This is a genomic window from Aldersonia sp. NBC_00410 (assembly GCF_026342035.1).
Lineage (GTDB): Bacteria > Actinomycetota > Actinomycetes > Mycobacteriales > Mycobacteriaceae > Aldersonia.
Window position 1 is genome coordinate 1 of the sequence record NZ_JAPENM010000013.1, and the last position, 12,276, is coordinate 12,276.

Below are 12,276 nucleotides of genomic sequence, written 5' to 3' on the forward strand. Positions count from 1 at the left end.
GGTGGGGGCGAGCCCCCACCGCCAACCGACACGGCGGGCAAGCCCGCCGCGAAACGCATTGCCCTGCGCCATCTTCCGGTGCCCGCTACGCGGGCGAATGAGCGAAGCGAAATCGCTGCTCGCGCAGCGCTTTCCGAATCGGACCGTTCCGGCTCCGCCGGAACTCAACGGCACCACCTGCGGGTTCACTCCCCCACCCAACACACACCCGCTACGCGGGCGGCGGGTACGGGGTCCGGTTTCCATGTAATCCACAGTACGGCAACCCGTTTCAACGGTCAACGCCGACACGCCCACCAACACACTCATTGTCCCACAACGCATTACCTCCACCCCCCACCGTTCCCCAACCGTAACTCACCACACCCCCGGCTAGGCCGGCACCAACCCGGCCCACCAGGCGCCGGCACTCACACCCGCGCCACCTCTCGCACCACACACGAAGGAGCGGCCCGGACTAACCCCGGCCGCTCCTTCGCTTCCACTCACCCCGATACTCAGTCCTTCGTCACCGTCCAGCCCAATGCCGCTGCGAGCATGTGCAGCAGCTCCTCACCGTCAGGCATGGTGACCTTGAGCATCCGCGCAACCACGGCCGCGCACTCGTCCGGCCGCCCACACTGGCACTCATCGCGCACCGGGCCGTGGTCGGCATAGTCAGAGAACAGCGGGTCTCCGAACGTTGTCGGGTCGATCACCCACCTATCGGTGCCGTCGAGGTCACGCATCAGATACACCCGTACGGCTTCCTCGATGTAGTGCGTTCCCCGCTCGCATGCCCGATCGGACGCACTCACATACGGGACCGGAGTACTCACCGGGCCATCCCCGCATCGAACACGACCGCAGCGCGGCAAACGGCCGTCGCCAGCAGGGCGTCCCGCTGCTGGCTCGTCAAGCTCACCGTCTCCCCCTCACCGTCATGGGATACGAACAGCACCGGCCCGAAGTACGGCTGCGAGCGACGCCCGTAGGCATGTGCAATGCGCGTCGCAACCTCGTTCACCACCGGCTCGGACACACACAGCCCCTCGTCGTCCAGCCACATGTCCAGCACCGGCGTCAGCGCTACCACATCGAACCAGCGGCATCCCAACTCAGCGCGGATAGCAGCAGCACAGCCCTGCCCGTCCACACGCGCCAGCTCCACCACCCGCGCGTCCCCATTCACGCCGACCACCACACCCGACACGAGGGCCGTGGTCGCGGGCGCGGTCTCCTGCGAGGCTCCCAGCGCGCTCACTGCGCCTCCACCCCAGCTACCTCGAAGCCCTGAACCGCCAGCCCGAACCGACGGAAACCGCCGACCCGACGGCCCAACGTCCGCGCCACCATTTCCGGCGTTACCGCAGCCGTCGCAGCAGCCTCCGCCGCCGCAGCCGAGGGCCACGGCCCCGGTACCGGAACCTCCACCCGCACCGACAACCGCGCATCCACCGTCGCCATGAACTGACGCCGACGCGATGCCAACCCGTGCTCGGTCATGAACTGGTCGAACCGCTCGCACATATCGTGGTCGTCAGCCCACGCCATTGCGTCCGACACCACCCCCGCCAACCACTGTTCCCGCTCCGCTGCCTCCGCCTCGCGTGCCCGACGCTCCGAAAACACCGCGCCCAACACCCACTCCAGATGAGCAGCTACACCCTCCGGCAGCTCCGGGCCGTCCACCACCGCCGAAACCTGACCCGGCTCAATCTCGCCCACGAACACGCCACCGGTCAGCTTCACCACAGCCGCCAGCGCCGCCGATGCCGAACCCGACGACACCGCCCCGCGAGCAGCAAAATCGACCACCAACCAACCCACTGCCGAACCGCCCGGATCATCGACACCGGAAACCATCACCACCGAACCATCCACCGGAAACACCCCACCCGGCGAGGACGACGACGGCGAATCCACAACACCCTGCTCCACCACGAAACCAGTCATCACGCACACTCCGAACCCGGCCAAAGACCGGAACAAACGCAGTCGGCAGACGGTCAACCCGCCCACTACGCAACCAACCAGGACACCCCCAAACTAACCCACCCCACCGACACAAACAACACAGCAAACACACACGCGCACAATCAAATACGGGATACTCCCACTCACAGATCGCCGCAGAAAACAACCCCTTTACACCGCCCACCCAACCAGTGCCGGGGCACCGGTTGGGTGGGAACAAAGACCGGAAGAGAACTGCTCTAAGCTTTGGTCCCAGGCGACCCAGGCTCCCGGCGAGGACACCGCGATCTCCGATCGCTTCTGAGCGGCCCGCCGCTCTCGGTTTACGCCGCACACACCAGGTGTGGACACGAGAACGCTTTCCTGGGACCACCTGAGCTCTGGTTTTACCGTCGGTACGGGAGCTCTTCGACTTTGAGCGGACAGGTCAGCATGAGGTCTGGGTTGCGGCCCGCTGTTCGCGGGTGCAGTGGAGCCCTGGCCACCTGGGGTTGCCAAAGACCGCGATAAACGCGACGGCACACAAGATCTTTCGACACACGATATGGCCGAGATGAAGCGCCGTGCCTGCCGAGTTTGCGAATGGAGCGTGATGTGCTCAAGCGCTCCGTGGTCCTGATGATGGAGGCGACGAGGTGAGCGCGGCACGCTTTCGTCACTTCGTGGTTGGCGGAGTTCGATGCCCGTGCGTACCCGAAGGCGTCTTCGCCGGCGATCTTCTGCACCGGCACGCCTGATATATGGTCAAATGTCGGTCGTGGCGATCATGCTTGCGTTGGTTCAGGTTCTGGCACTTGTTGTTGCAGTCGTGGGACTCGTCAAACTAGTTGGCGATACTCGAGCGGAAAATTCGCGCAAGCGGCAACAAGCTACGATCGACTTCATTGCATCGACGATTGAGCGGCAGCACACTCTCTACGCGAACGTTTATCGCGATTCAAGCTTTGTCACTAGAGCGAAGGAGATTAATAGCCCGGAATTTCATCAGCTGACCTCTTATCTCGGTTATTTGGAGTACCTCGCTGCAGCGGTAAATATGGAGATTATGGATATCCGAGTCGTAGAACGCACGATTGGGTCCCGGATCACGCGCGGTTTGGAAGATTTTTCATCGTGGATCGCTATCGAACAGAAGCGACTTTTACCAACTGCCTATAACGAAATTGAAACTCTCTCCAAGACTCTGCACAAGCGTCGCAAACCTAAGCTCGCAAACCCGCCAATACAGTCAGCCGACCCGATCCGATAGAACGCCCGCCTTATACCCGCGTGGCTATGGTTTGTGACTTGCTGTCACCGGAACGGGAGTTCGACGAACGCCCTGCGAGCCGGATGCATGTAGGGCGGTCGCAGGCCCATGCGCCCCTGCCCCCCGGTTCGGATACTGCAGCGTCCTTCGATGCATTTGCGAGGAACGGTGCGCCCGAGGCTTCGGTCCGGGTGTAGATGCGCGTAATCGAACGGGTCGCCGCCGGCCTGCGGAGTGACACTCCATTCGAGGATGTGCCCGTGCCCAGCGCCGCGTTTCTTCCCGATCGCGGTGATGTGCTCGAGCAAGCCCGCGATCGCGTCCGGGTCCCCCACCGCACGCCACACCAGCGACTTGCACATGGTCAGCGGCAGCGGCATCACCCGAGCCCGATACCGGCCCTGCCGTTCGGACACCAACGCCAGCAATGCAGCAGCTGTCTGCGCCAGCGCGAGTTGATCTGGTCGCCCGGACCAGTACTGCACGTGCGGGCCCGCGACCTCACCCTCGGGCCACGCGAATGTGGCCGCCCAGTGCCAGAATTCACCCCCTGCACCCGAACATCTCGCGAGCGGAAGCTCGAGCTCATCCGGCACGACCGAGCGGTCGAAGACCGGGTAGTCGACGTCGGCCGTGCGCGCGGCGGCTTTCGCTTCTGCGCGGATCTCGGATGCCAGCAAACCATCGAGGCTGATCCCCCATGGCACTCCGTGCCCAACCCCACCGGCAAGACGCGCCCGCACGATTACCGGCGTGCCATGCCCGATCATGCCGGCAGCGACGTGAGCGCTTCGAGCGCTTCTTCGCGCCGCGCCCCGACAACAGCGCGCCAGTCCAGATCGGGCCCCGCGTAAACCTCCGGCACCAGAGCGGTCGCGACGCGACCATGACCTACACCGGACCGGCCCCCGAGCCAACCCGTACGAACAAACTCGGCAAGAACATCACCCAGGAAAGCATGATCGAGCGCACTGCCCCGCACGATCTGCACCCACGACTCGAATCGCGTTCCCGGGGTGAGCGTTTCGAGTTCGTAGCGCATCAATGGAGACTTGACACCCTTACCGTCACCGGATGCGTCATCCCCGCCGGCCGGGCCGACATCATCGAGGTGGCTGTAGGTCTCGAGCGCTTCGACGTCGAACCTGCTCGGCAACGGATCCGGGTACTTCCCACGCAGCATCGGCCGCGCCTCGTCCACGATCGGCACCACATGCCCCACCTGCAGGCATCCACCAATCGGCGCCGCGCCGACAGCTCCACCGAACACGCTCAGCTGCGGCACGAGGTCCCGCAATCGATGCAATCGACGTCCCGTAATCGGCTCGGCACTGGTCTTCACAATCGCGCCACCATTGCGCAGCGCGTGAGCGACCCCGAGCGGAAGCAACCCCTCGTAGCCAAGCACGTCACGCAGCATCTGCTCACCGATGCGGCGCAGCACGCCGCGAAACGAATTCCCAGAGATCACCGGCACCAACTCGATCGACCCATCGGACTGAATCACCTTCATACGCCGCAGCATCGATGTCGTGCCGAGAACCTCGCCGCTGTGCGATATCGGCGAGCACGCCCGCATCTCGATATCCCAACGCCGAGTGATACTCACTGGCCGCCACCATCGGCCACCCGGGAAGCTCGAACCGCATCGGCGACTATCCGAGTGCGCAGCGTCAAAGCTGTTGTCTGGTCCCGCATGACTCGCAACACCGGCCGCGGTTCACTCGTCAACAACACAGCGAGCTCGTCTCTCTGCTCATTGGTACGTGGAGTAGACCCAAGCCGCGCCGAGGCCGCTGACCACCACTGATGCAGGCTGGCGCTGGAATAGGTGGCCAGCCGCACCCGCGAAGGCAGAAGGCTGTCCCAGTACTCACCGCGCCGAGCACCGACCCAATTCTTATCCGACCAATCGACACCGAAGTGCAGCAGAAGGACCAGGCGTTCCGCGACTTGCGCCGCCGAGTCGGTAAGCAGCGGAAGCGCGGGCGCAGCCGCGATCCATCGAGCCGTAACCGGCGGGGAGCCGCGCCCTCCGACCATCAGACAACCGTACCTAACGGCGGGGCGCACCGGCCAACCGATACGCGGACGCCGCGATTGATATTGCCGCGGACACTGAATCTTGAGAAAAAAATCGGACATGTTGAGATGTTGAGACAAATTGGCCATTGACGGATAGTCGAGCTAAACGCCCAGGCGGTCAGTCCGTTTTCCGCCCTGCGCCGTTGTGGCTTGGGGTTCGGGCGGTCGTTCCGGCGGAGCGGGCGGATTGAAGGTGCAACCCGGGTTCAGCGTTTCGTTCGGCCTCGAACCGCCAGTAGTGCGAGCGCGAGCAGTACCGGAACCAGCAACCTCAGGGCGATGTCGGTTGCAATTCCAATCGGCGTGAGCTCCGGTGTGTTGCTCGGGTTCCGTAGCAACGCCACAGTGTTGCGGCCGGCCAACTCGAACGCATCCCCCCAGTCGAACAACGGCTTATCGACGTCGACGTAGAAGACCGCGCCGGTTGGCCGATCCACCAGAGACACCTCGCGAGTCGACCCGGGAGGGTCCTTCACCCCCACTGTCGCGAACACCACCGAACCAGCCAGAATCAAGACAGCGATCGCAGTGAACGCCCGCCAAGCGCGCAGCCCGTAGCCGGACACCATCCAGTACGCGGTCAACAACCAATGCTCAGCGAGCGACGGCCTACCCCCAGTCGCGCTCGATGCTCGACGCGCCAGACGACGCATCTCCATCTCGCCGTAGTAGAAATCCGCAGCACCCGGCTCATTACTGCTGTCCTCCAGGCCCTTACGGAGCGCACGGTAAACCCCTGCGATCAACTTCGCGTCCGGCGGAGCGGCGTCAGCGCTCCGGTCGGGCGCGACCGGAGCGGTCGCCTCGATCGGGCCGGCGGGCTCGGCGGTCACAACAACCGGATCATTCGGCGCGGACGCTGGCGCCTTGTCCCAAGTCGCGTGCTGCTCCCTCCAGATTCGTTCCTCAGCGATCGCGTCCCGGCGTGTGAACCGCAGGGGTCGACGGAACCTCGTGCCGGTAGGGGTGGTGGGCAGTGTGCAGGCGCTGTCGATGCGCGTCCTGTCGAGACCGTGCGCTCCGGCGAAATGGCAAACGGTGAGGTCGATCGCGGACAATTCGAGGTCGGCGACGGTCGCCCGCCGGAGTGACCGCATCGAGGTCGGCCTTCTGAGGGTCGGTAGAAGGTGATCAGCGAGAGTGGCGCGATCATGGCGACCTTGCTCGTCGCCGACCTCCCGCTGATGTGGTTCGGGAAGCCAGTCGCTCCAATCCTCAGGTCCGGGGTCGGAGATCGTAGTTCGGGCGCCGAATGTAGTGGCGGTGGCATCGACTTGACCGCGTACCAGCAGAGCGCCTCCCAAGCGCAGGTCGACATTGAGCAGACTCAGATCCGGGCATAGCAATCGAATGGTGACCGGCTCAAAGAATCGCGCCTCATCGAATATGACTGTCCATGCTGCCCAGACACCATCGATCGGACCTTTGAACCGCGCCCGCCGAAACGACATCACCGCTCCGAGAGCCTTGCCGAGGCGCAGCGAGGACCCCTCTGTGAATATCGTGTCATCGAACTCGGCCTTCCTCTTGAACGTCGCGCGATCGAACTCGGCCCTCCCGTTGAACGTCGCCCCGCCGAACCCGGCGACCCCGTTGAACGTCGCCTTGTTGAACCCGGCGTCCCCGTTGAACGTCGCCCCTCCGAACCCGGCGTACCCGTTGAACGTCGCCCCGCCGAACCCGGCGACCCCGTTGAACGTCGCGTCACCGAACCCGGCGTTCCCGGCGAACGTCGCCATGCCGAACCCGGCGAACCCGTTGAACGTCGCCCAGCCGAACTCGGCGTTCCCGGCGAACGTCGCCACCATGAACTGGGCGAACCCGTTGAACGTCGCCCCGCCGAACTCTGCGACCCCGTTGAACGTCGCCTGGAACTGAACGTCCCCGGCGAACTTCGCCCCCATGAACTCTGCGACCCCGTTGAACGTCGTCGCCTGGAACTGAACGTCCCCGGCGAACTTCGCCCCGCTGAACCCGGCGACCCCACTGAACGTCGCCAGCCCGAATCCGGCGTACCCGGCGAACGTCGCCTTGATGAACTGGACGTCCTCGTCGAACGTCGCGTACGCGAACTGGGTGACCCCGGCGAACGTCGCCCCCCAGAACCTAACGCCCTCGGTGAACGCCGACCCCACGAACGAGGCGTCCCCGCCGAACTTCACCCCCTTCTGGACCTTCACTGCGCCGAATTTGCAATAGGCTAAATCGATCTCGACGATGTCGGCCGGACCGCTGACATTGAGTTGTCCGGTGATGATCGCGCCTCGCACGGCGACTCTCTCGATGAGCGGTCCCGCGTATCGCTGTCCGCCGGTGATCAGTTCGGCGAGAAACGCTGCACGGATCTCGCGGTCGGGGTCATTCCATTCCGCGATTTCGGCAGGTGTGGGTTCAGCTTCTGGGTCGATGAGGTCGCAGCGTTCACCGGCAAGCGCCGCGTCGAGGAGGCGTTGCTCGGCGGGGAGAAGTTCTGCCAGGTCGGTGGTGGCCATGGTCGGGCCCCTTTACGTGGTGGACGCGGCGCCGGTCCCGGTGGTGTGGTGGCGGCTTGAAGATACCGACCGGGTGGCGTCGAATCCGTCGAAACGGGAGCCTTGTCACGTGGGCGCGTCGTAGTCCTTGCCGACGTACACGTCGACGAAGTCGTCGGGCCGGACGAACTGGTCCTTCGCGTACTGCTTTGGGGGATGCAGGGTGCCGTCGGGGTTACTGGTTCGACGGTCGCGGAAGCTGATGCAAGCCGGGCCGATTCGCGGGTTGATCGTTTCCATCCGGTGTGACATCTCGTGGATCGTGATGCGCAGCGACTCGTCGGGGCCGGCCGCCGAGGTCGACTGCTCCCCCTTCTGCCCGGCGCGCATACTAGCCCCACGCTAGTACGCGCGTTACGCTAGTACCTGCGCGCCGCTAGTACCGGACGGACGGCCGAAGAGGAGCGAAGTGCCAAGCGATCCGATCTCTTCCAGTGACCTCACCGATCAGGTCGAGCAGGGGCCCGACAGTCCGAGTGCGGATTTCAGACGTGAACTCTCGGCGGCGATAGCAGCCGCGCCGGCCGGGACGCCGGCGGTGTGGACGGATGACGTCGTCACTGTCGAAGTGACCGATGCATCGCAGAGAAGTCCGCAATGGCCGCAGCCGCTGGCCACGGTCACCATTTCCACCCCCGACGGCTCCAGCGACGTGCTGTGGGAGACCGCTCCCGCGTCTTGGGATGAGTTGTGGGCCCGCGTTCAGATGCGACGAGAGGCCTGGACCAACGACCGCGACGAACTGCTCGCCGACGCTGTCGCTGCGCAGACACGACTCAACCGGGCGAATGCCAAAGCGAAGGAACAGCTGGCAGATCGCGATGCGAAGGTCCGGCGCACGAAGGCACACGGCGTGACCCCTTACCGGATCGCCAAGGAGCTCAGCGTCGCGGAATCGACGATCGGCCGGGCCATCGGCAAAGAGCATTGACTGCCTCCCGGCCGCGAACGGCCGGGATTCCTACGCAACCGCGACCCGCTGATCGGTCCACATCCGACGGTGCCGCGGCGTGGGGCGCCGTCCGGCATCAGGAACCGCCCTCACGGTCTCCGCGTGATGTGCGGAGACCGACATGGAACCACGGATCCGCCTGCCGCCACGTTTCCAGCGCGCGCCAATCCGTCAACAGTGTCGCCCAGCGATCGCCGCCACACCGGTTCATGATCCGATACTCCGGAGCAGCGGCAGCAAGCATGGCCTCAGTGAAGCCGTCAGCCCGCAACCGCACCATCGCGGCAAGCCGTTCCGAGTCCGCGCGCGACCACGACAGGTGAACGTCATCGACCGTAACGACACCCCAATGCGCCTCCGGCAGCACATGTTTGCGACCCGGCCGCAGAGGAATGACCACCGCGCAGCGTGCACCGACCGGCCCTGACAGAACTTCACGCAACACTGCCGGCGGCGCTCGTCGGATCGAGTCGGGCTCGCGAGTAACCACGTGAGCCTCCGCCCGCAGAGGTGTGTACCGATATCCCCAGACGCACACCTGACACAAATCCCGGCCGCCGAGATTCGTCCACGACTCATACCCGGTGAAACGTCGCGAGAGAACCCGCCCGGCAGGCACCATTTCCGCCGTCCTTTCACCGCAACGCACGCACGATCCAGTATGGGCCGGCTCGCGCCGCGGCGGATCCCCGAACATCGCGCGATACGCACTCCACACCACGTCATCGACACCGCCGGCCACTGCTGCACCGTAACCTTCGTTTGTGCAACGGCTCCCAGATCCCGGCCTGGATCTCACCGTCCTCCGGCGCGTACGCAGCGGTGCCAACCGCACAGGTCCGCGCGAACTCGGCCGGATGCGCGACCGGATCGCGGACCACCTGGACAGGCACGATGGCTACGTCGCGTTCTCCGGCGGCAAGGATTCGCTCGTCGTGCTCCATCTCGCGCGCAGTGTCGAACCCGATGTGCCGGTCGCGTTTTTCGACAGCGGTCTCGAATATCCCGAAACCTACGACTACATCCGCGAACTGGCGACGAACTGGCACCTGGATCTGCACGTCATACCGTCGGTGCCGACGCTGCTGCAGGTTCTCGTCGACTCCGGCCTCTGGGATCACACCCGGACCGGGCGGCCGGTCCCGGACTTGCAACGCGTACTGATCACCGATCCCGCCAAGCGGGCACACGAGCAGCTCGGCCCTGGAGAGCTATGGGGTGTGCGCGCCGACGAATCGGCCGCACGCCGCGCTCTCTACACCCGCCACGGCCGCTGCGACGGCGTCATCGCCCGCCTGGACGGGACCATCGCTTACGGCCCGATCTGGAACTGGTCGACCAGCGAGGTCTGGGGATATGCGGCGTACCACCATCTCTCGGTGAACCCCGTATACGCCAAACTCGCCGCCCTCGGTGTCCGCGAGGAGCACAGCCGGCTCTCTCACCTCATCGACGGAAACCATCTCGAACGCGGACGCTTGACTTGGCTCCAACGCGGGTGGCCAACGCTTTTCGAGCAACTCGCCGACGCGCTACCCCGCATCCGACAAATGACCTGAGCGAAGCGAAGCGCCAGCACTGTAGGGTCTCACGAACCGTGGCAGAGTCTCACGGCACATGGCAAGGGATGCGCTGGGCACCGCAGCCCAACCGTGTGCGCTCGGACGCTCGGACGCGAGCCTATTTGAGGAAGTCGAAGTGTTCGATGACGCGTTGGGCGACGGCTTGGTAGTGCGTGGCGTAGGCACGTTCCTTCGGCGAGAAGGCACCGAGTGGCTGCTCGATCGACATGACAGCTGCGTAGATATCCTCAATCTCTGCTGTGACCAGGCGAAGGGCCTCATCCACGGGTCCCCGAACTCGTAGGTACCATTCCATTGCGTGCGTGATCGTCTGAATCTCGAATGTCTCTTGCGTTCGGTCGAGTTCGGCGAGCTTGTTGACCGCCGCGTAGCGCACACGCTGGTAGGAGTCGTGGATGGCGGCGACCGGGTCCGGTGTGAGCGGGACAGGATGGCGCACATTCGCAGAGTGTTCCGCGTCGACCGAGCCACCCGGCGCCAAGGCCAGACCAGCTGACTCGACAAGCTGTTCGATCCGTGTTTCGAGTTCCACCGAGAACCCCGGACCAGAGACGCTCTTTGCTCCCCTCGCGATGCGATTCAACAGAGTGGCAATGGGTTTGCGCCAGCAGACTGCAAGGCCTATCACCACCAGCGGCCAGATCAGGACACCCACCAACTCTGACGCGAACTCGAATCCGTTCATACGCTGAGTTTGCCCGTCATGGACAGCACCGTCGATGATCCGACGTACACGCTATTTATGTCGCACGCTGATTGCAAAGTATGGGCTGCCCCGTACCCGCACCTACCGGGGGTCAACGAGTTCGAGCGGCGTAACGCCGGCAAGGGCTTCCCATTCCAACGAGATAGTCCGCAGGCTCTCGACCGCCCTATCCAGTAGGGCCCAGTAGATTCGTTCCCCGCGAGTCCGACGTCGTCATTATTGAGCCCTCCCCAACGGGGAACCTCGCCCAAGGCGGACCGCGCAGCGGTATAGCGGGCTTCGGCAGCAGCTACCCGCTCCTGCCTGTACTCAACGTACGAGTCATGGCTGAGGTCTGCTCGGGCAAGGAGATCGGATTCGGTATCGAATTCCCTTTTGGTGGTCTGGAATTCGCCACGCAGCATCCAATACGTGCGCATATATCGGTCCTGGGCAATCGTGAGGACCTCGACGGTCAGCAGCAGATCAGCTCGCGCGCGGTCGAATGCGAGCCGGCCGATGCAGTCCTGGCCCGGGCCTGCGCGAACTTGGCAGCGTAGATCAATGACGTCGATGGGATCGGAGCTTCACCCAGCAACCCGAGCGTGAAGTGAATCAGGTCGCGGTCACGTTCCTGGCGGAATTCCCTGTATGCGCATTGAAGGTCGGTGTGTAATTCCCCCAGCCGTGTGGTGAACAGTCGCGAGCGGCTCGAGGAACGCCCGTGTCTCCACAACCACTGGGCCGGAGTATGTTTCACCGGCTAGCTCGATCGCCGTCGGGTGCACGAGATGGGGCCGTTAGCGGTGCAGGAACTCATCGTCCGGAACGGCGTACGGGTCGCCATCGGCAGGCAGACGGTGCAAGCCGGGGAACTTTGGCGGCGCAGCGACACCATGAACGATGAACAAGATCCGCTCGAAATTTGGATAAAGCGGATGGCTCCGGTTGATCTGGAACTGCGTGTAGCCGTATGCGTTCCCCCGCTCTACCAGGCCCGACTCGACCGCATTGTCCAACTCCCCCGAGAGCGCGGAGCGACTGTGCCCGGTCTTCTTCGCCAGATCCGGCAGGCTTTGTGGGTATCGGCACTGCTGAAGCTCAGCGAGGACATCCCCACCGCCCCCAGTATTCGCGGCCATTCCGAAAATCCTCATCAGAATCCCCATGCCGTCGCACCGTACAGAACTCCACCGACACGTCCACCTGCCTCACCGCACGGCTTGCCAGATGCT

Annotated in this window: 15 protein-coding genes; 4 read left to right on the forward strand and 11 right to left on the reverse strand. The window is 64.2% G+C overall.

Going from position 1 to position 12,276, the window contains the following annotated elements:
* The 4 genes from OG921_RS23930 to OG921_RS23945 all read right to left on the reverse strand — a co-directional run.
* A partial coding sequence (locus OG921_RS23930; protein ID WP_266115074.1) for a hypothetical protein occupies positions 1 to 246 on the reverse strand: 246 nt, incomplete at its 3' end.
* A 251-nt stretch (positions 247 to 497) separates the two neighbouring features.
* Complete coding sequence (locus OG921_RS23935) at positions 498 to 818, reverse strand: hypothetical protein (protein ID WP_266115075.1); 321 nt, start codon at positions 816 to 818, stop codon at positions 498 to 500.
* Entirely contained in the window at positions 815 to 1,243 is a 429-nt protein-coding gene (locus OG921_RS23940; protein WP_266115076.1) for a DUF3846 domain-containing protein, read from the reverse strand. Before OG921_RS23940 ends, OG921_RS23935 begins: the two co-directional genes overlap by 4 nt.
* Complete coding sequence (locus OG921_RS23945; RefSeq protein WP_266115077.1) at positions 1,240 to 1,935, reverse strand: hypothetical protein; 696 nt, start codon at positions 1,933 to 1,935, stop codon at positions 1,240 to 1,242. The genes OG921_RS23940 and OG921_RS23945 overlap by 4 nt, the downstream gene beginning before the upstream one ends.
* Positions 1,936 to 2,713: 778 nt before the next feature.
* Between OG921_RS23945 and OG921_RS23950 the strand changes: the two genes are divergently transcribed.
* Complete coding sequence (locus OG921_RS23950; protein ID WP_266115078.1) at positions 2,714 to 3,205, forward strand: hypothetical protein; 492 nt, start codon at positions 2,714 to 2,716, stop codon at positions 3,203 to 3,205.
* A gap of 44 nt (positions 3,206 to 3,249) precedes the next feature.
* Here OG921_RS23950 and OG921_RS23955 read toward each other — a convergent pair whose 3' ends face one another.
* From OG921_RS23955 to OG921_RS23975, 5 genes are all read right to left on the reverse strand, one after another.
* Complete coding sequence (locus OG921_RS23955; protein ID WP_266115079.1) at positions 3,250 to 3,975, reverse strand: hypothetical protein; 726 nt, start codon at positions 3,973 to 3,975, stop codon at positions 3,250 to 3,252.
* On the reverse strand, positions 3,972 to 4,814 hold the full coding sequence (locus tag OG921_RS23960) for an RAMP superfamily CRISPR-associated protein (RefSeq protein ID WP_266115080.1): 843 nt from the start codon (positions 4,812 to 4,814) through the stop codon (positions 3,972 to 3,974). The genes OG921_RS23955 and OG921_RS23960 overlap by 4 nt, the downstream gene beginning before the upstream one ends.
* Positions 4,811 to 5,377: a hypothetical protein gene (locus OG921_RS23965; RefSeq protein ID WP_266115081.1), complete on the reverse strand. Its 567-nt coding sequence runs from the start codon at positions 5,375 to 5,377 to the stop codon at positions 4,811 to 4,813. Before OG921_RS23965 ends, OG921_RS23960 begins: the two co-directional genes overlap by 4 nt.
* A 119-nt stretch (positions 5,378 to 5,496) precedes the next feature.
* Positions 5,497 to 7,782 carry a pentapeptide repeat-containing protein gene (locus OG921_RS23970; RefSeq protein ID WP_266115082.1) on the reverse strand — a complete coding sequence of 762 codons (2,286 nt, stop codon included), beginning with the start codon at positions 7,780 to 7,782 and terminating at the stop codon, positions 5,497 to 5,499.
* 105 nt (positions 7,783 to 7,887) lie between these two features.
* Entirely contained in the window at positions 7,888 to 8,151 is a 264-nt protein-coding gene (locus OG921_RS23975) for a hypothetical protein (RefSeq protein WP_266115083.1), read from the reverse strand.
* Positions 8,152 to 8,230: 79 nt separating this feature from the next.
* On the opposite strand from OG921_RS23975, the gene OG921_RS23980 reads away from it, so the two are divergent.
* Positions 8,231 to 8,752 (forward strand): hypothetical protein, encoded by a 522-nt coding sequence (locus OG921_RS23980; protein WP_266115084.1) that lies wholly within the window; start codon positions 8,231 to 8,233, stop codon positions 8,750 to 8,752.
* Between the two features lie 785 nt (positions 8,753 to 9,537).
* Positions 9,538 to 10,332 (forward strand): phosphoadenosine phosphosulfate reductase family protein, encoded by a 795-nt coding sequence (locus OG921_RS23985; RefSeq protein WP_266115085.1) that lies wholly within the window; start codon positions 9,538 to 9,540, stop codon positions 10,330 to 10,332.
* Positions 10,333 to 10,453: 121 nt separating this feature from the next.
* On the opposite strand, the gene OG921_RS23990 is transcribed toward OG921_RS23985, so the two are convergent.
* On the reverse strand, positions 10,454 to 11,041 hold the full coding sequence (locus tag OG921_RS23990) for a hypothetical protein (RefSeq protein ID WP_266115086.1): 588 nt from the start codon (positions 11,039 to 11,041) through the stop codon (positions 10,454 to 10,456).
* A gap of 344 nt (positions 11,042 to 11,385) precedes the next feature.
* Here OG921_RS23990 and OG921_RS23995 point away from each other — a divergent pair, with 344 nt between their 5' ends.
* Entirely contained in the window at positions 11,386 to 11,601 is a 216-nt protein-coding gene (locus tag OG921_RS23995) for a hypothetical protein (protein WP_266115087.1), read from the forward strand.
* Positions 11,602 to 11,841: 240 nt separating this feature from the next.
* Here the strand turns inward: OG921_RS23995 and OG921_RS24000 are convergent, their stop codons facing one another.
* Positions 11,842 to 12,183 (reverse strand): helix-turn-helix domain-containing protein, encoded by a 342-nt coding sequence (locus OG921_RS24000; protein WP_266115088.1) that lies wholly within the window; start codon positions 12,181 to 12,183, stop codon positions 11,842 to 11,844.
* Between the last annotated feature and the right edge of the window lie 93 nt (positions 12,184 to 12,276).

Bases quoted from the DNA above. Each gene is read 5' to 3' on its own strand.
- OG921_RS23965 (WP_266115081.1), bottom strand. From the start codon at position 5,377: ATGGCCAATTTGTCTCAACATCTCAACATGTCCGATTTTTTTCTCAAG.
- OG921_RS23955 (WP_266115079.1), bottom strand. From the start codon at position 3,975: ATGATCGGGCATGGCACGCCGGTAATCGTGCGGGCGCGTCTTGCCGGT.
- OG921_RS23995 (WP_266115087.1), top strand. From the start codon at position 11,386: ATGGCTGAGGTCTGCTCGGGCAAGGAGATCGGATTCGGTATCGAATTC.
- OG921_RS23990 (WP_266115086.1), bottom strand. From the start codon at position 11,041: ATGAACGGATTCGAGTTCGCGTCAGAGTTGGTGGGTGTCCTGATCTGG.
- OG921_RS24000 (WP_266115088.1), bottom strand. From the start codon at position 12,183: ATGGCCGCGAATACTGGGGGCGGTGGGGATGTCCTCGCTGAGCTTCAG.
- OG921_RS23970 (WP_266115082.1), bottom strand. From the start codon at position 7,782: ATGGCCACCACCGACCTGGCAGAACTTCTCCCCGCCGAGCAACGCCTC.
- OG921_RS23945 (WP_266115077.1), bottom strand. From the start codon at position 1,935: ATGACTGGTTTCGTGGTGGAGCAGGGTGTTGTGGATTCGCCGTCGTCG.
- OG921_RS23975 (WP_266115083.1), bottom strand. From the start codon at position 8,151: ATGCGCGCCGGGCAGAAGGGGGAGCAGTCGACCTCGGCGGCCGGCCCC.